The sequence below is a fragment of the Silanimonas sp. genome (assembly GCF_027531545.1).
In the GTDB taxonomy this organism is placed as follows: domain Bacteria; phylum Pseudomonadota; class Gammaproteobacteria; order Xanthomonadales; family Xanthomonadaceae; genus Silanimonas.
This window is the reverse complement of sequence record NZ_JAPZSC010000010.1, coordinates 31220-52589: the sequence shown is the minus strand read 5'-3', so window position 1 is coordinate 52589 and position 21370 is coordinate 31220. Positions and strand designations below refer to the sequence as shown.

Below are 21370 nucleotides of genomic sequence, written 5' to 3'. Positions count from 1 at the left end.
GTGCGTTCACGGGGGGCGAGGGGCGGAACCTGAGCGCCTCGTCCGTCGAGGCCTCGTCCATGACCTTGCGTGTGATCCTGCTGGCGGTGGTTGCCGCCGTCTTTGCCCCGTTCGCACTCGGGCAGCCCGCGGTTACACCCGCCGCCACCGTCGACCACGCGCCGTGGACGGCCCTGCTTGCCAAGCACGTGCGCTGGGTGCCGGCGGGCCCGGCGGGCGTGGGCACGGTGGTCGACTACGCCGGCTTCCGTCGCGACCGCGCGGCGCTGCAGCGCTACACCGCGTCGCTGGCCCGCGTGCCGGAAGCCACGTATGCGCGCTGGAACAAGCGCGAGCGTTACGCCTTCCTGATCAACGCCTACAACGCCTACACCGTGGCCCTGATTACCGACGCGCCGGCCGACCTCGAGTCGATCAAGGACCTCGGCAGCCTGCTGCAGTCGCCGTGGAAAAAAGCGGCGTTTCCACTGCTGGGCCAGACCCGCAGCCTCGACGACATCGAGCACGGCCTGCTGCGCGGCGCGCCCGATTTCGACGAGCCGCGCATCCACTTCGCGGTGAACTGCGCCTCGATCGGCTGCCCGGCGCTGCGGCCCGAGGCGTTCACCGCCGCAAAGCTCGAGGCCCAGCTGCAGGACCAGACCCGGCGATTCCTGCGCGACCGCAGCCGCAACCGCTGGAACGCCGACGACGAAGTGCTCGAAGTCTCGTCGATCTTCGACTGGTACAGCGGCGACTTCGAGAAGGGCTTCCTCGGCGCTGATTCGGTCGAGGCCTTCCTTGTGCTGTACGTCGCCGACCTCGGCCTCGACGCGCGGGTGGCGAAGGCGCTCCGCGAAGGCGATGTCGACCTCGACTACACCGACTACGACTGGCGCCTCAACGGCGTGGAGTGACCCATGTCGATCGACGCCACCGTCGTCATCGCGCAGCGCGACGCTGCGCAGGAGCACGTGCTCAGCAGCGTGCTGCGCGCCGGTCCGTTCGGCGTGCGGCGCCTGCGCGGCGACGCTTCGGTGCTGACGCAGCTCGACCAGCTGGCCCCCGGCCTGCGTGGCCGGCTGGTGCTGATCGCCGATTTCGGGCGGCTGGCCGAGGACGGCCTGTGGTGGCCAACCTTCGCGACCGCGCTGCGTGCGCGCCTGCCTTCGGCGGTGGTGCTGCTCACCGACGCCGGCCAGCTCCAGCCCGGCTTCCGCCTGCGGCAGTGGGCGCGGAAGCACGGCGCCCACGACCTGATGGGAGCGATCTCGGTGCAGCGCCTGCACGCGGGCCTCGAGCCGATCCAGGCCCTGCTCACCGCGTGTGGCCTTCAGGTGCTCGACGTCGAACGCGCGCAGGACATGCTGCGCACGCTGGCACCCGCGGAATTCCGGGCCGATGCGCGCGTCGATGCGCGCGGCAGCGCGGCGGTGCACGCCATCTGGCGTCACCTCGAACAGTCGGGCATCGAGCCGCGCTCGCTGGCGCGCCACATGCAATCGCGCGGCGGCGTCGACATCGCCGACCGCACCTACCGCTTGAAGACCTACCCGCAGTGCTTCCGCGGCGACGAAGCCGTGGCTTGGCTGGCCGCGCAGCTCGGCGTCAGCCGCGCGCAGGCGGTCGACGTGGGCGAACTGCTGCGACGGCACGGCGCGTTCGAGCACGTGGCGCTCGACCACGGCTTTCTCGACGAGGGCAAGTTCTACCGCTTCACCGCCGAGCACCCCGAGCTCGACGCGATCGAGCTCGACCTGGTGGCGAAGGAGTGCCGGAACGGCGGTTTTGACGTGCGCGATCGCCTGTGGCGTGCGCAGGCCTACCCGGCGGTATTCCTCGGCAGCGAGGCGCATGCGTGGCTGATGCGCTTCTACGGCCTGAGCGCGGCCGGTGCGCAGGCACTGGGACAGCAGCTGCTGGACACGCACCTGTTCCGCCACGTCGTCGACGAGCACGGCTTCGCGGCGAAGCCGCTGTTCTATCGCTTCACCTCGGATCGCCATCACGCGAACCCGATCCCCACCCCCTCGGCCGAACCGGCCTTCTCCAGGAGTGTTGCGCCATGACTCGACTGTTCTTTTTTCCCCTTGTCCTCGCCGCGTTTGCGGGCCCCGTGCTCGCCTCCGGCACGGTGTCCCAACCCTCGATCCCGCGCGCGACGCCGGCGCAGGACAGCCACGAGCGCGGCCGCGCCGAGTACACGCGCAAGCTCGCCTGCAGCGATTGCCCCGTGCCCGGCGGCGCCACCGACGCCGCGACGGCGAAGCAGCTGGTGATGCGCATCGACGGCGGCGAGTTCGAGCTGTCGCGCGGCGAGCGCCGGCGCATCAAGGCCTTCCTCAACCAGCGCTTCGCGCTGTGAAGGGGCCGACCATGATCCGCCATACCCCCCGATTGAACCGCCTCGCGCTCGCCCTGCTGGTGATGGCGCCCGTTGGTGCACAGGCCGCGAACCCGTGGACGCTGCCCGAGGGCTCCGGCGAACTCACGCTCGGCGTCGGCAGCCAGACCGCCGACCGTTTCTACGCCGGTGACACCGAGCTCGACCTGCCCACCGACCTCGACCTCGATACCACGGCCCTGTCGTGGTCGTACGGCCTCACTGATCGCCTCACGCTCGACCTGCAAACCAGCTACGGCAGCAGCGATTTCCTCGTCGACCCCGGCCTCGCGCCGCAGGGCGGTTTGTCGGGCTTGAACGACACCCGCCTCGGCCTGCGTTGGGCGGCGTGGCGCGACGGTCCCGCCGCGGTGACGCTGCGCGTCGCGGCGATCATCGAGGGCGACTACGAGACCGGTGCGATCACGGCGATTGGCGATGGCGGCAGCGGCTTCGAGCTCGAAGGCCTGGCCGGCTACAGCTTCGACAACGGCTTCGCCATCGCCGGTGGCGCGGGCTATCGCGCGCGCGGCAACGACATCCCGGACGAGTGGTTCGCCGACCTCTCGGCGTCGTATGCGTTCACGGACTTCATGTCGGGCTATGCGGGTTTGCAGTCGGTGCGCTCCGATGGCGATCTGCAGATCGGCGGCCCGGGGTTCAGCCCGGCGCGCTTCCCGGAGGTGCAGGAGGAGTACGACCTCGGCCAAGCTGGGTTGGCCTTCCAGCTCGCGGAATCGTGGTCGCTGTCGGTAGGCGGTGGCGCGAAGTTCGAGGGCAGGAATACGGCGAGGAGCCGCTTCTGGTCGGTGCAGCTCGGCTACCGGTACTGAGCCGGTGGACGCACCGCTGCGCATCGGGGCGGTGCTGCCGGCCCGCGACGAAGCACTCGCCATCACCGGCGTGGTCGAGGGCTTGGCCCGCTGCCGTGACGCCGCGGGACGGCCGCTGTTTTCGGCGATCGCGGTCTGCGACAACGGCTCGAGCGACGACACCGGTGCACTCGCGCGCCGTGCCGGCGCCATCGTCGTGCGCGAGGAGCAGGCGGGCTACGGCATCGCCTGCCAGCGCGCGGTGCAGGCCCTCGGCGAGGTCGACGTGCTGGTGTTTGTGGATGCCGACGGCTCGGTGGTGGAAGCCCAGGCGCGCGCCTTGATTGCTGAAATCGAGGCCGGTGCCGATCTGGTGATCGGTTCGCGCACGTTGGGCCACGCCGAAACCGGCGCGCTGACCCTGCCCCAGCGTTTCGGCAATCGTCTCGCGGTGGCCTTGATCCGCGGAATCTGGGGCGTGCGCTACACCGACCTCGGGCCGTTCCGCGCCATCCGCATGGACGCGTATCGCCGGCTGGCGATGCGCGACGTCGCCTTCGGCTGGACGGTTGAGATGCAGGTGAAAGCCGCCCAGCGCCGGATGGCGGTGCGCGAGGTGGCGGTGGACACGCGCGTGCGCTTGGGGCGTTCGAAAATCAGCGGCACCGTGCGCGGCGTGATCGGCGCGGGCGTCGGCATCCTCGGCATGGTCGCGCGCTGCTGGTGGGAGGAACGCCGCGCGGGGTCAACGCTCACGACGGTGAAAGCGCCGCGCGCGCTGCCGCGCGGATGAGCGCACCCATCGGAGTCGAACGATGCCGGGACGACCGATGGACCACCGGTCTTTGATCGCTCGCGTCGCGCCCACCGCGGCGCTGCTGGCGTGGTGGCTGAGCGCCGTCGCGATGGTGGCGCTGTCGCGCGGCGCGTTGAGCGGCAGCGTGGTCGTGTTTCTCGGGCTGGTGATGGTGGGAAGCACGGCTGCGTGGGCGCTGTCGCGCTGCGTCGCGTGGTCGGCCCCGGCGGTGATGCTGTTCGCGCTGGCCGCGCACGCGCTCGGGGCGTTCGGCCTGCCGCTCTACGAGGACGACCATTTCCGCTACCTGTGGGACGGCTACCGCACCGCGGTGTCGGGCTCGCCGTACGGCGTGGCGCCTGCGGCGTTCTACGGCGACGCGACGCTGCCGCCGCAGATGGCCGCGGTCTTGAGCTCGGTGAACCACGCAGACGTGCCGACCATCTACGGCCCGGCGCTGCAGGCGCTGTTCTTTGCCGCCCATGTGCTTGGCGGCGCGAATGAGCTTCCGCTGCGCCTGCTGGTTGCGGCCCTGCACCTGCTGCTCGTGTGGCGCCTGCTCGCCGACGCGCGGCCGGCGCGCGTGCTGCTGTACGTGGCGCAGCCGCTGGTCTTCAAGGAAGTCGCGCTCACCGGCCACCCGGATGCGCTCGTCGCGCTGGCGCTGCTGCTGGCCTGGCAGTGGCGCGCGGTGGCGTCGCCGTGGGCGAGCGCGGCGGCCTACGCGGTGGCGCTGGCGGTGAAATCCAGCGCGCTGCCCGCGCTCGGCGCGTGGCTGCTGGTGCGGCAGTGGCGCGGCTTGCTGGCCGTGACCGCGCTGCTGGCGGCGATGTACGCACCCTTCCTCGTGGGCAGCGACGGCGGCAGCGACCTCGCCGGCCTGCGCGTGTTCGCCGAGTATTGGCAGTTCAATCCGGGCCTCGTTGCGCTGGTCGCGCCGCTGCTCGGCTGGCCCGCAGCGAAGCTGTGCATGGCCGTGCTCGCCACCGCGCTGATGCTTTGGATCTATCGGCGCGTCGGCGACGGCGCGCCGGAGAGCTGGGTGCCGGTGTTCGGCCTGCTGCTGATCGTCTCGCCGGTGATCAACCCGTGGTACCTGCTGTGGTTCCTGCCGTTCGCCGCGCTCACTCGCCACGCGTGGCCGTGGTGGGCCGCGCTCGGCGTGCTTTTCAGCTACGCCACCGGCTTGAACCTCGCACGCGACGACATGGCCGCCTTCGCCATCGCGCCGTGGGCCCTCGCGGCGCAGTGGGCGCTGGTGGCGGTCGGCCTCGCGCTGTCGTGGGCCGCGGGCGCGCGCGTCAGCGCGAGCGCATCAGCCGCAGCGCCACCGCGCAGCCCAGACCCCACGCGCCGTTGAGCAGCAGCGCGCCGATGATCAGCTTCGGGTCCCAGCCGCCGGCCATCGGCATGCCCTTGAGCGGGAAAACGATGAACAGTGCGACCGCGCTCGGGCCGATGGCACCGGCGACCATCCAGCCCAGCCCCCAGCGCGAGGCGGTGAGCTTTGCCAGCAGCGGCGCCAGCGCGACGGCCCACACGCCGCCCCAGAACGCCAGCGACAGCACTTCCGGGATGCCCAGCGGTGACGTGGCCGCCAGATTGAACGGCGCGCGCGGGCTGATGCCGGCCAGGTACAGCAGGCCGAGCAGGCCCTGGTGGAAGATGAGCGTGGCGATGAAGCCGGCGATGAACCACTTGACGATGCGCATGCCCAACCCCGAAGCGTGTAGGACCCCAGCGGCCCGCGATCGAGCATACGCGCTCGCGTTCGCGGGCTGCGTGCTCGCGCTTGCCGTGGCGGTCGATGCGGCCGCAGCGCCCTCGCGTTTTGTCGACGTCGAAACCGCCCGCGTTCTGGTGGAGGAGAACGCCGCGACCGTGCTCGACACCCGCGGCCTCATCGCCTTCGCCCGCGGCCACATCGACGGCGCCGCGCGCTTCGACTGGTACGACACGCGGGAGGGCGCGGCGACCGGTGGGCGTCTTCCCACCGATCTCGACGCCCTCGCACGGCGTTTCGCCGAAGCGGGCGTCGACGACGCGCGGCCCGTGCTGGTCTGCGGCGACGGCGGCCAGCGCTGGGGCGAAGAAGCGCGGGTGGCGTGGACGCTCGACGTGCTCGGCAAGAACAAAGTGCACTTGCTCGACGGCGGCTGCGCTGCCTGGCGCGAGGCCGGGCACGCATGGTCGGTCGGGCCGGACTTCGCCGCACGCTCGGGCGGGTTCACCGCGCGGCCGCAGTTCCACGCGCGGGCGACGAAAGCTGACGTGCGACGGGCGCTCGCCGACCCGAACATCACTCTCATCGACGTGCGCGCCCGCGATGAATTCGACGGCGCGACGCCCTACGGCGAAGCGCGCGGTGGGCATTTGCCGCGCGCCGTGCATCTGGACTGGCGCACCCTCTCCGATGCCGACGGCAGCGTGCTGCGCGGCGAGGCGCTGCGTTCGCGAATGAACGAGGCGGGCGTACCCGGGGGCCAGCCCGCCATCGTCTACTGCACCGGCGGCGTGCGCTCGGCCTTCGTCACCGAGCTGCTGCGCGAGCACGGCATCGACGCCCGCAACTACGACGGTTCGATGTGGGAGTGGGCCGCCGACGCGGCGCTGCCACTCGAGTGACGGACGCCGCGCCGGTTTCAGGACGTGTGCGGATCAGAGCGCGTTCGGCGCCGTGTCCTTGATGCCCGGCCAATTCTGGTTCGCGTTCTTGATGTTGGTCGGGATGTCTTTCTCCCAAGCCGTGAACACGTCGGCATTGACGTTGAGGTACAGGCGGCCGTCGACGACCTTGAACTGCGTCGGATCGATGTCGAGCTTTTTCTCGAGCGCGGCACCCATGGCGCAGAAGCCACCATAGGCCGGAGCGTAGCGCGCCGGGTCGGCGAGGAACGCATCGCGATTGGCGGCGCTGACGAAGTGGTACGTCGCGCCCTCATGCGTGGCGCTGAAGGCGGCGTTGCCCTTCACCGGGCGGTTCTCGGTCTGATAGGCCACGGCGTCATGGCCATGCAGGATCACGCCCGCATCGACATTGATGGCGGCCGGGGATGCTTCGTCGTAGGCGAAAGCCGGGGCGGCGGCGAAGCCGGCGCCGAGGGCCAGCGCAGTGGCGAGCAGGGAGGTCTTGAGGAAGCGGTTCATCGTTCGTGTTCCTTGGGTTCGTTGCGAAGGGAAAGCAGTGGATTCGTCAGAAGGTGACTCAGGCGCGGGCCATCGCGGACGGCGGCAGCACGCAGCCGACCCAACTGCGCAGCTGGGCCAGCGACTGCAGGCCGACGCGTACATCGCGTACCGACCCGCCGTCGAGCAGCACGAGGGTCGGCACGCTTCGGACGCCGAAGGCGTTCGCAGCGGCAGGCGCTTGGTCGATATCGACCTTGATCACCGCGAGCTGCTCGCCGGTTTCGCTGGCCAGCGCGTCGAGGCTGGGCGCCAGCGAGCGGCAGGGGCCGCACCACGTGGCATGGAAGTCGACCAGCACCGGGCCTCGGCTTTCCGCCAAGGCCGCGGGCAGGTCGCGATCGTCGAGGTGTCGGATCGCGCCCATGGTCAGGCCGCCTGCTGAAGCGGCACGGCCGGGAAATCGACCACGGTGCCGGCCAAGTGGTTGGTGTAGTTGGTCAGGGTGTTCAGCGCGACCAGCGCCACCACGTCGAGCGCCTGCGCCGGGCTGAAGCCGCCGGCGAGGAAGGCTTGGTAATCGACATCGGTCGCGTTGCCGCGGGTCTCGGTGAGCACTCGTGCGAAGCGGGCGAGGGCGGCGTCGGCGGGGCTGGTGCCTTCACCGCGGCGCGCGGCGGCGATGGCCTCACCGTTGAGCCCGGCACCCTTGCCGATGGCGGTGTGCGCGGCGAGGCAGTAACCGCACTCGTTGGCCTGGCCGACGGCGAGCGCGACGATCTCGCGCTGGCGCGGCTCCAGCAGGCTGTCGGCCAGTGCGCCGGACAGGGCGAGGTAGCCGTTCAGCGCGCCCGGCGAGTGGGCGAAAGTGGTGATCAGGTTCGGCAGCATGCCGAGCTTGGCTTTGACGCCGGCCAGGGTTTCGGCGATGGCGGGCGAGGCGTCGGCGGGGTTCAGGGGAGCGATGCGGGTCATGGCGGGTCTCTCGGAAAGGCGTGGGGGAGTCCACGGACGCCACTGTGCCGAGGCCACTGATACGATTGGCGCCTAATCGTCTACTGATGCATACCAAGAGTCTCATGGCCGACCGTCTTGCCCCGTTGCTCGAGCGCTTCCGTCTCTCCGCCTCGGTGTTCCACACCGGCGCGCTGTGCGGGCTGGCCGGCTTCGACGAGGCCGATGGCGTAGGGCACCTCCATTTGGTGAGTGATGGAGAGGCCTTCCTCGCGCCGCGCGCGGGCGGTGAGTTCGAGCCGCTGCCGCGTCCGGCCTTGGTGCTGTTCCCGAAGCCGACGACCCATCGCCTGTTCGTGCCCGAGGACCGCGAGGCCACTTTGCTGTGCGCGACGGTGCGCTTCGGCGGTGGCGCGGGCGACCCGGTGTCGCGCTCATTGCCCTCGCCTCTGGTGATCGACCTCGCCGCCGCACCGGCCCTGCACGGCATCGCGCGCCTGCTGTTCGACGAAGCCTTAGGCGGCCACTGCGGGCGCCAGCAGGCGCTCGATCGCCTGGCCGAGCTGCTGCTGATCCACGTACTGCGGCATGTGCTCGACGCCGGCCTGGTTGAGCGCGGCGCCTTCTCCGGGCTCGGCGACGCGCAGCTGTCGAAAGTGCTGGTGGCCCTGCATGCGCGGCCCGCCGAGCCATGGACCCTGGAGCGGATGGCCGAGGTGGCTGGCATGTCGCGCGCACGCTTTGCAGCGCATTTCCATGCCGTGGTCGGGCAGACGCCGGGCGATTACCTCGCCGGCTATCGGCTGGCGCTGGCCGAGGCGGCGTTGCGCCGCGGCCGGCCGGTCAAGCAGGTCGCGGCCGAGGTTGGTTACGGCAGCGCGTCGGCCCTGGCGCGGGTGTTCCGGACGCGGATGGGCGTCGCGCCAGGCGAACTGCTGCGGGGTGGTGCCGGCGACTGACGTCGCGTTCAGAAGTCGCGTCGCAGCGCGATCGACACGCTGCCGTCGATCCTGCGGCGGGCGCGGTCTAGGAGTGTCCTCGCCTCACGCGAACTGTCGACCCGGCTGGCTTCGAACACCGATTCCCACGCGCCCAAAGGGCGCGTGAGGTGAAGCACTGCGGCTCGACCGGATTCGGCATTCGGGTCATCCGCCGTGGCATCGCGGTCGGAGACGTCGAACCACTCCAGCCGCACACCCCAGCGCCAGGTGCCGGCCGCACGGTCGAGGTGCAGGCTCATCGCGCGGTAGCCGTTGTCGACGACGAGCTGGCGGCGTGGGCCCATCGCGGTTGTGCCGGCCATCGCCTGCAGCGCCAGCGTGGTGCCGCCTGCCCAGCGGCGTTCGATCCGGCCTTGCGCGAAGCGCGTATGCCATGCGTACTGCCCGGATTTCAGCACGCTCGGATCGGCGAAGTTGTCGTACAGCCACAGCCGGCTGCGCCAGCCCTCGGCGTGCTCGTGGCCGAGCAACACGCAGGCCCCGGCGCGGCCGTCGATCTCGCGGAACGGGTTCGTCCACGGCTCCAGGTCGCCTCGACGCCAATCGTGCGCAGCTCCTCGCCGATCCAGGCGTTGCCGGCCGAGGTCGAGAGCCCCCGCGTCGGGGTCCAGCCAAGGCCGCCGCTCTCTCGCGAGATCTCGGGGAAGAACGCGCCAGTGCGCACGCTGCTTCGCCAGGGCCCGTCGGGCAGCGGTTTCCAGCGCAGGAGAAGCTCCGTCGCGTCGACCACGCCGGGGCGATCATCGGCGGCGTGAAGCACCAGCCGCGCGTCGAGCGGCTTCGCTTCGGATTGCCAATCGACCACCAGCACGCTGTGCGCCAACCGGAGGTCGCGCCCGGAGGCGTAGCGCTGCGTGGACGGGCCGCCTTCGGCCCAGGGCTCGCCGCCGCTGGCCGAGACAGCGCGAAGGTCGATGCGCCCCGAGTACGGCAGGTCGGCTAGTGCCGTCGATGCGCCGCTGATGGAGGCGAGCGAGAGGCTGGTATTGAGGACGAACGCACGAACCCTGACCGCGCGCGAGCGGTTCATGCGGCAAGTCCACTGACGAAGGCGCGCACCGCCGAGCGATGGCGCGCCACCCATTCCACCAGTTCGGCGACCGGCATCGGGCGGGCCACGCCGTAGCCCTGGATCTCGTCGCAGCCGAGGGCCGCGAGTCGCTCGGCGGTCGCCGCGTCCTCGACGCCTTCAGCCACCACGGGAAGACCAAGCCGGTGCGCTAGCGCGATCGTCGCCGACACGATGGCCTCGTCCTCGGCGTCCGACGTGAGGTTCTTCACGAAGGAGCGGTCGATCTCCAGCTCGTCGACCGGCAGCCGCTTGAGCTGGGCCATCGAGGCGTGGCCGGGCGAATGACGCAGCGGTTCGCTGGGCGTCGTCGTGCTCACATGGGGTCGGTATCGACGGCGAGCCGCGCCACCCAGCCCTCGTCGATCCACGACAAGAGTGCCGGGGCGGCGACCTCGAGCGGGATCGGCAAGCCCTCGCCGGCGCAGGCTTCCGCCAGCGTGGCGCCGCCCCGGAGGCGCTCGAGCAGCAGGGCTTCGCTGGACGCCATGCTGCGGAAAAAGGTTTGGCCGTCGCGGCGCCAGAAGGCGATGGCGGTGATCGACGCGTCGGTGCCCTCCACGCCGCGCTGCTCCGGTTCGCGCCAGCGTTCGATGGCCGCGGCGTCGACCTGTCCAGTGGCGAGCGCCGGCACCCACGCGAAGCGAAGGCCGGCCCAAGCGGCCACGGGGAGCGCGAGCAAGGCTGTCCGATCGACCGGTTCGGCATCGGCAGCGTCGAAGGCGCGGCGGAGCCCGGCGTCGATGGTCGCCACCCCGGCGGCGGTGGCCAGTTCAGGGTTGCGAGCCCGAAGCCACTCGGGAAAATCGACGCCATAGCGGCCCAGCGAGCGATCGCGCGGTGGATGGGCTTCGACGTAAGCGAGGGCCAGGGCGTCGAAGGCGTCTTCGCCCAGCATCTGCGCGCAGCGCTCGAACACCGACGCCAAGGCCTCGGCCAGCCGTCGCCGATAGGCGTTGGCATAGACCGCGAGCCGCCGCTCGATCGCGAAATGCGGCGTGCCGCGGATGTCGCCCGCCGCCTGCGACCCGCCATCAAGCAGGGCGTCTAGGAAGCGTTGCTGCACGGCCACGAGTGCGCTCACGCGGCAAGCGCCTTGAGGGCATCGGCCCCGATGCGGCGCGCGATGCCCAGTTCGGCTTCGAGATCCTCCAGCGGCGGGATGTGGTCGTCGCGTTCGATCATCGTGGCGCGGCCGCCGGTGCGCGCGACGAACTCGCGGTACAGCGCCCACAGCGGGTCGGCGACCGCCGCATCGTGGGTGTCGATCAGGTAGTCGTCGCGGACGGTATGGCCGGCCAGGTGCACCTGCTGCACGCGATCGAGCGGTACCCCGCCGAGGAAGTCGAGCGCGTCGAAGCCATGGTTCACCGCGCTGACGTGGATGTTGTTGAGGTCGAGCAGCAAGAGGCAATCGGCCTCTTCGCAGAGCGCGTCGAGGAAGGCCCATTCGGGCATCTCGTCGTCTCGGAACACGACGTAGCTGGAGACGTTCTCCAGCACGAGGCGCCGGCCAAGCATGTCCTGCACCTGCCGCACTCGAGGGGCGACGTGGCGCACGGCCTCCGCGGTGTAAGGCAAGGGCAGCAGGTCGTGAGCGTGGATGCCGCCATGGCCGCCCCAGCAGACATGGTCGGAGACCCACAGCGGGTCGACGCGCGCTGCCAGCGCTTTCAGGCGCTTCAGGTAATCGAGGTCGAGCGGGTCGGTGCCGCCGATCGAGAGCGTCACCCCGTGCATCGCCATTGGGTAGTCGGCGCGGATCCGGTCCAGCCACTGAAGGGGCTTTCCGCCGTCGACCATGAAGTTCTCGGAGATGATTTCGAGCCAGTCGACGTCGCGCTTCGATGCGGCGAAGTCGGCGTAGTGCTGCGGGCGCAGGCCCAGGCCGTAACCCGGGGAAGGCTGCAGGAGGTTCGCGTGGCGAGGCGTGCTCATCGTCGTGACCCGTCGCGGCCGCGACCGGCCCGAAGGCCAGTCGCGCCGCAGGGGCCTCAGGCGGCGATGTCGCCGATCGTGCCGTCCTTGTCCAGGCACTCCTTGGCCGTGGTGGCCTTGAAGCCGTGGCCGGCGCACTCCGCATTGCCCTTGCAAGCGTGCTCGGTGGTCTTGCAGTCGTTCTGGCCCTTGCAGGCGGTGATGCCGTAACAGTGGATGGTGTCGCCGGCGGCGACAGCGGCGCCGCTGCTGCCCTGCGGAGCATCGGCGGCGAGGGCGGCGAAGGAGGTGGCGAAGGCGGCGGCGAAAGCGGCGAGCGAGAGCGAGGTCTTCATCGGAAACGTCCTTTGGGCAAGCGGAGGGAGTGGAAGGGGCTGGCCCAGCAAGGGCGCTCCCCAGTGGCGAGGCTCGTGGCGCGATCCCGAAAGGACGGCGTGGTCGATCACCTCACGAATTCACCCTACGTCCACACGGCAACCCCGGTTACACGGCTGGACGAAACAGACGCGATGAGCGACGGCGGGGACGAGATGGACGACGGCGCAGTGACGCCCCGCCCGCCGTGGGATCATGGCGGCCCTCCACGGCCCCACCGCTCCGCGCCCCATGCTTCGACTCACCGACATCACGCTGCCGCTGGACCACGCCGACACCGCGATCAACGACGCGGTGCTGGCGCGTCTGAAGCTGAAGCCCGGCGCGCTGCGTTCGCTGACCGTGGCCAAGCGCAGCTACGACGCCCGCAAGCGCGGCCAGATCCAGTTGATCTACTCGGTGGATGTCGACGTCGCCGATGAGGCGGCGGTGCTGAAGCGCATGGCGGCGGAGACGGAGCCGAACCGCGTCAAGGTGACCCCGACGCCCGACACGACCTACCGCTTCATCGCCAAGCCGGCGCCGAACCAGCCGCTGCGCCCGATCGTCGTCGGCATGGGCCCCTGTGGTTTGTTCGCGGCCTTGGTGCTCGCACAGATGGGTCTCAAGCCCATCGTGCTGGAGCGCGGCAAGCAGGTGCGCGAGCGCACCGTGGACACCTTCGGCCTCTGGCGCAAGAAAGTGCTGAACCCCGAGTCGAACGTGCAGTACGGCGAGGGCGGCGCGGGCACGTTTTCCGACGGCAAGCTCTACAGCCAGATCAGCGACAAGCGCCACTTGGGCCGCAAGGTGCTGGACGAATTCGTGAAGGCCGGTGCGCCCGACGAGATCCTCTACGTCAGCAAGCCGCACATCGGCACCTTCCGCCTGGTGTCGATGGTGGAGCACATGCGGGGCGTCATCGAAGGCCTGGGCGGCGAAATCCGTTTCTCGCAGCGCGTGGATGACCTGCTGATCGACGTGGACGCCGATGGCGTGCGCCACCTGCGCGGCGTGGTGCTGGCGAGTGGCGAAACCCTGCGCGCCGATCACGTCGTGATGGCGCTGGGCCACAGTGCCCGCGACACCTTCGCGATGCTGCACGCGCGCGGCGTCTTCATGGAAGCCAAGCCCTTCTCGATCGGCTTCCGCATCGAGCACCCGCAGTCGGTGATCGACCAGGCGCGCTTCGGTCCGCAGGCCGGCCACCCCATCCTCGGCGCGGCCGACTACAAACTGGTGCACCACTGCAAGAACGGGCGCTCGGTCTACAGCTTCTGCATGTGCCCCGGTGGCACCGTGGTGGCCGCCGCCAGCGAGCCCGGGCGCGTGGTCACCAACGGCATGAGCCAGTACTCGCGCAACGAGCGCAATGCCAACGCCGCGATCGTGGTGGGCATCACGCCCGAGGATTACGCCGAGTTCGACCCCAGCGGCAGCCCGCTGGGCGGCATCGCGCTGCAGCGCCACTGGGAGGAAGTGGCGTTCAAGCTCGGCGGCGAAACCTACGAAGCGCCGGCGCAGAAGGTCGGCGACTTCCTCGCCGGCACGCCGTCGGAAACACTCGGCGCAGTGGTGAACTCGTACACGCCGGGCGTCCGCTTGGGCGATCTCTCCACGGCCCTGCCGCGCTACGCCATCGAGGCCATCCGCGAAGCGCTGCCGGCCTTCGGCAGGCAGATCAAGGGCTTCGACATGTCCGATGCGCTGCTCACCGGTGTCGAAACCCGCACCTCATCGCCGGTCCGCCTCACGCGCGGCGACGACGGCCAGAGCCTCAACACGCGCGGCCTGTTCACTGCGGGCGAAGGCGCGGGCTATGCCGGCGGCATTCTTTCGGCCGGCGTCGATGGCATCCGCGCGGCGGAATGGGTGGCCGAGGCGATGATCGAAACCGGCACCGCGCTGCCGACCTGAAACGAAGAAGCCCCACCTTGCGGTGGGGCTTCGGTGTCGCACCCGCGCGTTCAATGGATCGTCAGAGCAGCGGCACCAGCAGCAGGGCGACGATGTTGATGATCTTGATCAGCGGGTTGATGGCCGGGCCGGCGGTGTCCTTGTAAGGGTCGCCGACGGTGTCGCCGGTCACCGCGGCCTTGTGGGCGTCGCTGCCCTTGCCGCCGTGGTGGCCTTCCTCGATGTACTTCTTGGCGTTGTCCCAGGCGCCGCCGCCGGTGCACATCGAGATCGCCACGAACAGGCCGGTGACGATGGTGCCCATCAGCAAACCGCCGAGCGCCGCCGGGCCGAGGATCACGCCCACGAGGATCGGGATGATCAGCGGCAGCATCGAAGGCACGATCATTTCGCGGATCGCCGACTTCGTCAGCAGGTCCACGGCCTTGTCGTACTGCGGCTTGCCGGTGCCTTCCATGATCCCCGGGATCTCGCGGAACTGGCGGCGCACTTCCTCCACCACCGCACCGGCCGCGCGGCCCACCGCCTGCATGGCGTAGGCGCCGAACAGGTAGGGGATCAGGCCGCCGATCAGCAGGCCGATCAGGACCTCGGGCTTGTCGATCGAGAAGTCGACGACGTCCTGGCCGAACTTCTCGTCCAGCTTGTGCGCGTAGTCGGCGAACAGCACCAGCGCGGCAAGGCCGGCCGAACCGATGGCGTAGCCCTTGGTGACGGCCTTCGTCGTGTTGCCCACGGCGTCGAGCGCGTCCGTCGTCTTGCGGATCTCCTTGTCGAGGCCGCTCATCTCGGCGATGCCACCGGCGTTGTCGGTGATCGGGCCGTAGGCGTCGAGCGCCACGATCACGCCCGCCATCGACAGCATTGACGTCGCGGCGACCGCGATGCCCATCAGGCCGGCCAGCGAGTAGCAGCACCAGATCGCCAGCGCGACGGCCAGCACCGGCGCCGCCGTCGACTTCATCGACACGGCGAGGCCGGCGATGACGTTGGTGCCGTGGCCGGTCACCGAAGCGGCGGCCACGTCACGCACCGGCTTGTACTCGGTGGCGGTGTAGTACTCGGTGATCACCACCATGGCCGCGGTCAGCACCAGGCCGACGATGGCGCAGAGGAAGATCTGCAGCGTGTTGACGGCGATCATCGCGTCGGTGACGAACCAGAAGCCGATGGCCGACAACAGACCCGCGACGATCAGGCCCTTGTAGAGGGCCTTCATGATCTTGCCGTCGCTGCCCACCTTCACGAAGAAGGTGCCGATGATCGAGGCGATGATCGACACCGCGCCGAGCACCAGCGGGTACATCACGCCGGCGAAGCCGTAGGTGCTGAAGGTGATGCCGGCGATCAGCATCGCCGCCACGATCGTCACCGCGTAAGTCTCGAACAGGTCGGCGGCCATGCCGGCACAGTCGCCGACGTTGTCGCCCACGTTGTCGGCGATCACCGCCGGGTTGCGCGGATCGTCCTCCGGGATGCCGGCTTCGACCTTGCCCACGAGGTCGGCGCCGACGTCGGCGCCCTTGGTGAAGATGCCGCCGCCGAGGCGGGCGAAGATCGAGATCAGCGAGCTGCCGAAGGCGAGGCCGATCATCGGCTGCAGGGCCGCCTTGATCGCCGCTTCGTCATTCACCGCTCCGCCGACGAACCAGAAGTAGCCGGCCACGCCGAGCAGGCCGAGGCCCACGACCAACAGGCCGGTGACCGCGCCGCCCTTGAAGCTGACGTTGAGCGCTTCGTTGAGCCCCTTCGTGGCCGCCTGCGTCGTGCGCACGTTGGCGCGCACCGAGACGAACATGCCGATGAAGCCGGCGAGGCCCGAGAGCACGGCGCCGATCGCGAAGCCGATGGCCGTCGACCAGCCCAGCGCCGGCACGAAGCCGATCACCAGGAAGAGCACGACGCCGACGATGGCGATGGTGGTGTATTGCCGCCGCAGGTAGGCGCCGGCGCCTTCCTGGATGGCCGCGGCGATCTGCTGCATTCGTTCATTGCCGGCCGGCTGCGCGAGGATCCAGCGCGCCGACACGATTCCATAAAGGATGGCGACCACGGCACACGACAGTGCGATGGCGATTCCGTACTGCTCCAACATCCTGACCTCCCCAGACTTCGGACTTGAACCCAGACACGATGAGGCGGCCGGACGGCCGCCTTGGGTCGAGTATTGCCGATGGGGGAGCGGGGCGCTATGCCGCCGGGGGTGTCCATCGTGCGGCGACGCCGCACGGCAGCGAGGCTTTCATGCTGCGCTGCCGCATCACCAGCGAAGCCACCGCGTGGCGGTGGCTCGGGTCAGCGTGACGGTGGCGACCAGCGCCAGTCCGTACCAGACCAGGACGTACCCCGGTTGGTCGGCTTGGCAATGGAAGGCGTAGGCGAAGGCCCCGATGGCACCGGCCGCCCAGCCGACGGCGCGAGCCGCGCGGGCCGGCTCGGTCGGTGCGGCGCGACGCAGGGCCCACAGCATGGCCGCGGCCGGTGGCACGGAGAGCAGCGGCACCATCGTCAGGCAGACGAGGATCGTCGGCGAATGGAACAGCGCCAGGCGCTCGCCGGCGGGCGCCGAGACGACCGTCACCACGGTCGCGACCGCCAGCCAAAGCAGCGCGGCCCAACGCAGGCGCTCGGTGGACCGCAGCGAACGCCCGGGAAGCCCCGAGCGATAGGCGGCGACGCCTGCGATCACCGCCAGCAGGGCCAGGGCGCCGATCTTCTGCCAGAACAGCGCGGAGGCGACGGCTTCGGCGAGGTCCGTCCGCGGGCCCAGCACGAGCGCCATCAGCAGGAACGCCGCGACGACTCCGGCGACCAAGGCCAGTGCCGTGTCGCGCAGGGGCTGGGTTTTCGGCAGGGCATCCGGCTGGCGGGCCAACAGGGTGATGAGCTCGTCGGTCTTCATGGGGTGTCGCCTTCCGCGGCGAGGCGCTTGGCCAGCGCCTTCAAGCCGCGATGGATGCCGACTTTCACGGCGGAAATGGAGAGCCCCGTCGTCGCCGCGGCTTCGGCCACGGAGCGTCCCTCGAGTTTCACCAGCTCGATCGGCCGGCGCTGCTTGTCGGGGAGTTGCGCCAGCAGCACGGCGAGATCGGCCCCGGCCTGCGGCTCGGTCGATTCGCTCGCATCGGCGAATTCATGCGTCTCCGCGAGCAGGTCGAGGCTGAGTTCCCGGCCGGGCTGGCGACGCCGCAGCAGGTCGATCAGCTTGTAGCGGGCCACCGCGTACAGCCAAGGCTCGAAGGGCTGGGCGGGGTCGTAGGTGTGCGACTTCAGGTGCAGCGCGATCAGGCATTCCTGCACCACGTCCTCGGTGTCGGCGAGCATGCCCGGCGCCATCCGCTGCAGCTTGGCCGCGGTGAAGCGCCGCAGCAGCACCGCGCACTCCCGAAGCGCTTGCGCGTAGCGGGCTTCGTCGCCTCCGCGGCCCGCGCAGAACAGCACGCCGAGGGCGGTGGCGGTCGATGGTGGGGGCGTCATCGCGAAGGGCAGGGCCAGGGCGGTCACGGGGGCGCTGGAGGGCGGGGCATGCCCCCGGTACGGCCCGGGATGGCGCGCGGTTACACCAGCGTGCGTCGGCGCAGGAAGGACTCGGCGAAGCGCGTCGCATCCGCCGGGCGGCCGAGGTGGTAGCCCTGCAGCAGCGCGCAATCGCGCTGGATCAGGTACTGCGCCTGCGATTCCGTTTCCACGCCTTCCGCCACCACCGTCAGGCCGAAGTGGCGGCCCATCGCCAGGATCGCGTCGACGATCGCGGCATCGTTGGCGTCGGTGCCGAGGTCGCGCACGAAGCCCTTGTCGATCTTCAGGCCGTCTGCCGGCAGGCGCTTCAGGTAGGCCATCGAGGAATAGCCGGTGCCGAAGTCGTCGATGTAGAACCGGATGCCGCGCGCGCGCAGCGTGTTCATGCGTTGGATGGCGCTATCGATGTCGCCGAGCACCACGCCCTCGGTGATCTCGAGCACCAGCATGGAAGGCGGCACTTCGAATTCGTGCAGCGCGGCGAGCAGCCGGTCCTCGAAGCCCTGCTGGCGGAACTGGCGCGGGCTGATGTTGACGCTGATGTACTGCTGCGGCCCGAGCAGGCTTTCCCGGCGCCACGACTGCACCTGCTTGAGCACCGCGCGCAGCACCCAGTCACCGAGGTTGATGATCAGCCCGCTCTCCTCGCACAGCGGGATGAACTGCGCCGGCGACACTGGGCCGCGCGTCGGGTGCGTCCAGCGCACCAGCGCCTCCGCACCGCGCACGCCGCCGTGCGCATCGACGAGGGGCTGGTAGGCGACGTCGAGGCCGCCTTCCACCAGCGCGCGGCGAAGGTCGGTTTCGAGCGCATGGCGCTCCTCCATCGCGGCGAGCAGGTCGCGTTGGAAGAAGTGGATGGTGTTCCGGCCTTCGGTCTTGGCCTGGTACATCGCCGTGTCGGCGTGCTTGATCAGGTTCTCCGGGCTGCCGCCGTCGTCGGGGAACAGCGCCACGCCGATGCTCGCCGACAGCCGGAACACTTCGTCGCGCACGACGATGGGCTCGGCCAGCGCCGCGCGCAGCTTCTCCGCCGCGGTCTGTGCGTTCTGCGCAGCGCGCTCGCGCAACTCGCCGAGCATCGGCAGCACGGCGACGAACTCGTCGCCGCCGAGGCGCGCCACCAGGTCGATCTCGCGCAGGTGCGTCCGCAGCCGACGCGCCACCTCGATCAGCACCGCATCGCCGATGCTGTGCCCGCGCGCATCGTTCAGCGTCTTGAAGTGGTCGAGGTCGATGAACATCATCGCGCCCTGCGTACCGCTGCGCTCCGCCACCGCCAGCTCGTGCGCGAGGCGCTGGAACAGCAGGCGCCGGTTCGGCAGGTTGGTGAGGGCGTCGTGGTTGGCGAGGTGGTCGGCCGCCGCCTCCGCGCGCAGGCGGGCGGCGATGTCGGACTGCAGTTCGGCATTGGTGTCTGCCAAGTCGCGGTAGGCGCCGTGAAGGCTGCTGCGCATGGTTTCCAGCGCGTCGATCACGCGGTCGATCTCGTCGCCGGGGCCCGAGCCGCGCGGCCGCACGCGGAAGCTCGCGGTCTCGTCGCGCAGGTCGAAGCGCTGCGCCGCGTGCGCCAAAGCGGACAGGTGGCGGGTGACGATCTGTCGCACCAGCAGGAGCAGCGCAAGGCTGATCAGCAGGGTGATGCCGCCCTGGGTGACGAGGATGCTGACGGCGCGTTCGAGGGCGCTGCGCTGGACCGCGCCGATATCGAGTTCGACGATGAGCGTGCCGAGGTCGGCGTTTTCGCCGTCGCGCCGGTAGGACAGCGGCAGGCGCTCGATCCGGCCCTCGCCGCTCGCTTCTTCGCCCACGCGCGCCCGCAGGGCGCCGTCCTCGCCGCCCATGCCTCGTTCACGGACTTCCACCGCGGCGACGTAGGGGCGCTGGCGGATGCCGTCGAGCTGCAGCCGCAGCTGGGCGTCGTCGTAGTTCCACAGCGAGAGCGCGATCGGATCGAGGCTGGCGCGGCTGATGCGCTCGATGTCGGCCTCGAGCTCGCGCAGGTCGTCCTGGTAGCCGGCCCAGACCTCGACGCCGGCGACCGCGGTGCTGATCAGCGTGCTGGCCACCACCATCGACGCCAGCAGCCGGCCACCGATGCCGGTGAGCGAGGCGCGGAGGCGCGCGGTGATGCCTGGGTCGCGCTGCGGGGAAGCCGCCATGCGGGTGCATGCTCCAACAACAATGGCCTGAGGATAGCCACGTCCGGGGCCCTGTCCAGCGCCCGGGCGTGCCCGTCAACTCACTTTGACCAAGCCGGCAGCGTTTTCGGCAGCTGCGGCAGCGTGGGGCGAACGAAGGCCGGCAGGCCGTCCTTGCCGTAGGGCGGCGGTGCTTCGCCGCGGATCAGCGGTTCGAGGTAGGTGCGGCAGGCCTCGGTGATGCCGAAGCCGTCCTTGCGGATGAAGGCCTTCGGCATGGTCTTCTCGTGGTTCGCGATCTCCGACAGCGGGTGCGGCACGATCTTCCAGCGGTAGGGCTTGTCGCTGGTGCGCTGGATGGTGGGCATCACGCCGTTCTTGCCGGCCAACGCCAGTTCGACCGCGGCCTTGCCGACCGCCAGCGCCTGCTGCAGATCGGTCTTGCTGGCGAGGTGGCGCGCCGAGCGCTGCAGGTAGTCGGGCACGGTCCAGTGCACCTTCACGCCCAGCTTGTCCTTGCACAGCGCGGCCAGCATCGGGCCGACGCCGCCGAGCTGCGAATGCCCGAACGCGTCCTTGCCGCCGGCTTCCGCCACGAAGCGGCCGTCGGCATGGCGGATGCCTTCCGACACCACCACGACGCAGTAGCCGACCTTCTTCACCACGGCCTGCACCTTGGCCAGGAAGGCGGCCTCGTCGAAGGCGTTCTCGGGGAAGAGGATCAGGTGCGGCGCCTGGCCCTCGCCGCGGCCCGCAAGGCCCGCGGCAGCGGCCAGCCAGCCGGCGTGGCGGCCCATCACTTCGTAGACGAAGACTTTGGTCGAGGTGTCGGCCATGGCGGCCACGTCGAGCGCGGCTTCGGCCACCGAGACGGCCGTGTACTTCGCCGCCGAGCCGAAGCCCGGGCAGCAGTCGGTCACCACGAGGTCGTTGTCGACCGTCTTCGGCACGCCGATGCAGGTGAGGGGATAGCCGAGTTCCGATGCGACCTTCGAGAGCTTCAGCGCCGTGTCGGCCGAGTCGTTGCCGCCGTTGTAGAGGAACCAGCGGATGTCGTGGGCGCGGAAGACGTCGATCAGGCGCTCGTACTGCGCGCGGTCCTGCTCGATGGATTTCAGCTTGAAGCGGCAGCTGCCGAAGGCGCCGCCCGGGGTGTGGGCCAAGGCCTTGATCTCGGCGGCCTTGAGCTTGCGGGTGTCGTAGAGCTCCTCGCGCAGGGCGCCGAGGATGCCGTTCTTGGCCCACAACGCCGGAACCTTGTGGGCGCGGGCGGTGGCGAGGACGGCACTGGCCGTGGCATTGATGACGGCGGTGACGCCGCCCGACTGGGCGTAGAGCAGGTGGCCTTTCGGCATGGGGGCACTCCATGGGGCGGGGCGCG

At 70.2% G+C, this 21370-nt stretch carries 24 protein-coding genes; 9 read left to right on the top strand and 15 right to left on the bottom strand.

The window, feature by feature from the left end; all coding sequences use genetic code 11:
* Positions 1-59 precede the first annotated feature (59 nt).
* From O9280_RS07930 to O9280_RS07905, 6 genes are read left to right on the top strand one after another with little or no spacing between them, the layout of a single operon-like run.
* The gene (locus O9280_RS07930) at positions 60-896 is read left to right on the top strand and encodes a DUF547 domain-containing protein (protein WP_298340940.1); all 837 of its coding nucleotides are present in this window, start codon (positions 60-62) and stop codon (positions 894-896) included.
* A gap of 3 nt (positions 897-899) precedes the next feature.
* Entirely contained in the window at positions 900-2048 is a 1149-nt protein-coding gene (locus O9280_RS07925) for a hypothetical protein (protein WP_298340938.1), read from the top strand.
* A complete protein-coding gene (locus O9280_RS07920; protein WP_298340936.1) occupies positions 2045-2344 on the top strand; it encodes a hypothetical protein in 300 nt (99 codons plus the stop codon). Before O9280_RS07925 ends, O9280_RS07920 begins: the two co-directional genes overlap by 4 nt.
* A gap of 11 nt (positions 2345-2355) precedes the next feature.
* Positions 2356-3195 carry a transporter gene (locus O9280_RS07915; protein ID WP_298340934.1) on the top strand — a complete coding sequence of 280 codons (840 nt, stop codon included), beginning with the start codon at positions 2356-2358 and terminating at the stop codon, positions 3193-3195.
* A 4-nt stretch (positions 3196-3199) separates the two neighbouring features.
* Positions 3200-3967, top strand: coding sequence for a glycosyltransferase family 2 protein (locus O9280_RS07910; protein WP_298340932.1), 768 nt, complete (start codon positions 3200-3202; stop codon positions 3965-3967).
* 37 nt (positions 3968-4004) lie between these two features.
* Positions 4005-5330, top strand: a complete 1326-nt coding sequence (locus O9280_RS07905) for a hypothetical protein (RefSeq protein WP_298340930.1) — start codon at positions 4005-4007, stop codon at positions 5328-5330.
* Here the strand turns inward: O9280_RS07905 and O9280_RS07900 are convergent.
* Positions 5272-5682: a hypothetical protein gene (locus O9280_RS07900; protein ID WP_298340928.1), complete on the bottom strand. Its 411-nt coding sequence runs from the start codon at positions 5680-5682 to the stop codon at positions 5272-5274. The two genes, O9280_RS07905 and O9280_RS07900, sit on opposite strands and share 59 nt — an antisense overlap.
* Here O9280_RS07900 and O9280_RS07895 point away from each other — a divergent pair.
* Entirely contained in the window at positions 5681-6595 is a 915-nt protein-coding gene (locus tag O9280_RS07895) for a rhodanese-like domain-containing protein (protein WP_298340926.1), read from the top strand. The two genes, O9280_RS07900 and O9280_RS07895, sit on opposite strands and share 2 nt — an antisense overlap.
* A gap of 33 nt (positions 6596-6628) precedes the next feature.
* Here O9280_RS07895 and O9280_RS07890 read toward each other — a convergent pair whose 3' ends face one another.
* Genes O9280_RS07890 through O9280_RS07880 form a run of 3 tightly spaced genes read right to left on the bottom strand, consistent with a single transcriptional unit; the run spans position 6629 to position 8071 of the window.
* The gene (locus O9280_RS07890) at positions 6629-7117 is read right to left on the bottom strand and encodes a YHS domain-containing (seleno)protein (protein WP_298340924.1); all 489 of its coding nucleotides are present in this window, start codon (positions 7115-7117) and stop codon (positions 6629-6631) included.
* Positions 7118-7175: 58 nt separating this feature from the next.
* Positions 7176-7523 (bottom strand): thioredoxin, encoded by a 348-nt coding sequence (gene trxA / locus O9280_RS07885; RefSeq protein ID WP_298340922.1) that lies wholly within the window; start codon positions 7521-7523, stop codon positions 7176-7178.
* A 2-nt stretch (positions 7524-7525) separates the two neighbouring features.
* Positions 7526-8071, bottom strand: coding sequence for a carboxymuconolactone decarboxylase family protein (locus O9280_RS07880; protein WP_298340920.1), 546 nt, complete (start codon positions 8069-8071; stop codon positions 7526-7528).
* A gap of 86 nt (positions 8072-8157) precedes the next feature.
* Here O9280_RS07880 and O9280_RS07875 point away from each other — a divergent pair, with 86 nt between their 5' ends.
* Positions 8158-9009 carry an AraC family transcriptional regulator gene (locus O9280_RS07875; RefSeq protein WP_298340919.1) on the top strand — a complete coding sequence of 284 codons (852 nt, stop codon included), beginning with the start codon at positions 8158-8160 and terminating at the stop codon, positions 9007-9009.
* 8 nt (positions 9010-9017) lie between these two features.
* Here O9280_RS07875 and O9280_RS07870 read toward each other — a convergent pair whose 3' ends face one another.
* Genes O9280_RS07870 through O9280_RS07845 form a run of 6 tightly spaced genes read right to left on the bottom strand, consistent with a single transcriptional unit; the run spans position 9018 to position 12393 of the window.
* Positions 9018-9524, bottom strand: coding sequence for a hypothetical protein (locus tag O9280_RS07870; RefSeq protein WP_297877299.1), 507 nt, complete (start codon positions 9522-9524; stop codon positions 9018-9020).
* Entirely contained in the window at positions 9443-10081 is a 639-nt protein-coding gene (locus tag O9280_RS07865) for a hypothetical protein (RefSeq protein ID WP_298340918.1), read from the bottom strand. Before O9280_RS07865 ends, O9280_RS07870 begins: the two co-directional genes overlap by 82 nt.
* Positions 10078-10440: an EAL domain-containing protein gene (locus O9280_RS07860; RefSeq protein ID WP_298340917.1), complete on the bottom strand. Its 363-nt coding sequence runs from the start codon at positions 10438-10440 to the stop codon at positions 10078-10080. Before O9280_RS07860 ends, O9280_RS07865 begins: the two co-directional genes overlap by 4 nt.
* Positions 10437-11204, bottom strand: a complete 768-nt coding sequence (locus O9280_RS07855) for a DNA-binding domain-containing protein (protein ID WP_298340915.1) — start codon at positions 11202-11204, stop codon at positions 10437-10439. Before O9280_RS07855 ends, O9280_RS07860 begins: the two co-directional genes overlap by 4 nt.
* A complete protein-coding gene (locus O9280_RS07850) occupies positions 11201-12058 on the bottom strand; it encodes a DUF692 domain-containing protein (protein WP_298340912.1) in 858 nt (285 codons plus the stop codon). The genes O9280_RS07855 and O9280_RS07850 overlap by 4 nt, the downstream gene beginning before the upstream one ends.
* A 56-nt stretch (positions 12059-12114) precedes the next feature.
* Positions 12115-12393: a hypothetical protein gene (locus O9280_RS07845; protein WP_298340910.1), complete on the bottom strand. Its 279-nt coding sequence runs from the start codon at positions 12391-12393 to the stop codon at positions 12115-12117.
* 271 nt (positions 12394-12664) lie between these two features.
* Between O9280_RS07845 and O9280_RS07840 the strand changes: the two genes are divergently transcribed.
* The gene (locus O9280_RS07840) at positions 12665-14329 is read left to right on the top strand and encodes an NAD(P)/FAD-dependent oxidoreductase (RefSeq protein WP_298340908.1); all 1665 of its coding nucleotides are present in this window, start codon (positions 12665-12667) and stop codon (positions 14327-14329) included.
* 61 nt (positions 14330-14390) lie between these two features.
* Here O9280_RS07840 and O9280_RS07835 read toward each other — a convergent pair whose 3' ends face one another.
* From O9280_RS07835 to O9280_RS07815, 5 genes are all read right to left on the bottom strand, one after another.
* On the bottom strand, positions 14391-16424 hold the full coding sequence (locus O9280_RS07835; protein WP_298340906.1) for a sodium-translocating pyrophosphatase: 2034 nt from the start codon (positions 16422-16424) through the stop codon (positions 14391-14393).
* Positions 16425-16589: 165 nt separating this feature from the next.
* The gene (locus tag O9280_RS07830; protein ID WP_298340904.1) at positions 16590-17231 is read right to left on the bottom strand and encodes a DUF1109 domain-containing protein; all 642 of its coding nucleotides are present in this window, start codon (positions 17229-17231) and stop codon (positions 16590-16592) included.
* Positions 17228-17833: a sigma-70 family RNA polymerase sigma factor gene (locus O9280_RS07825; RefSeq protein ID WP_298340903.1), complete on the bottom strand. Its 606-nt coding sequence runs from the start codon at positions 17831-17833 to the stop codon at positions 17228-17230. The genes O9280_RS07830 and O9280_RS07825 overlap by 4 nt, the downstream gene beginning before the upstream one ends.
* Positions 17834-17886: 53 nt before the next feature.
* Entirely contained in the window at positions 17887-20010 is a 2124-nt protein-coding gene (locus O9280_RS07820; RefSeq protein WP_298340901.1) for an EAL domain-containing protein, read from the bottom strand.
* An 80-nt stretch (positions 20011-20090) separates the two neighbouring features.
* Positions 20091-21344 (bottom strand): 6-phosphofructokinase, encoded by a 1254-nt coding sequence (locus tag O9280_RS07815; protein WP_298340899.1) that lies wholly within the window; start codon positions 21342-21344, stop codon positions 20091-20093.
* Positions 21345-21370: the final 26 nt, after the last annotated feature.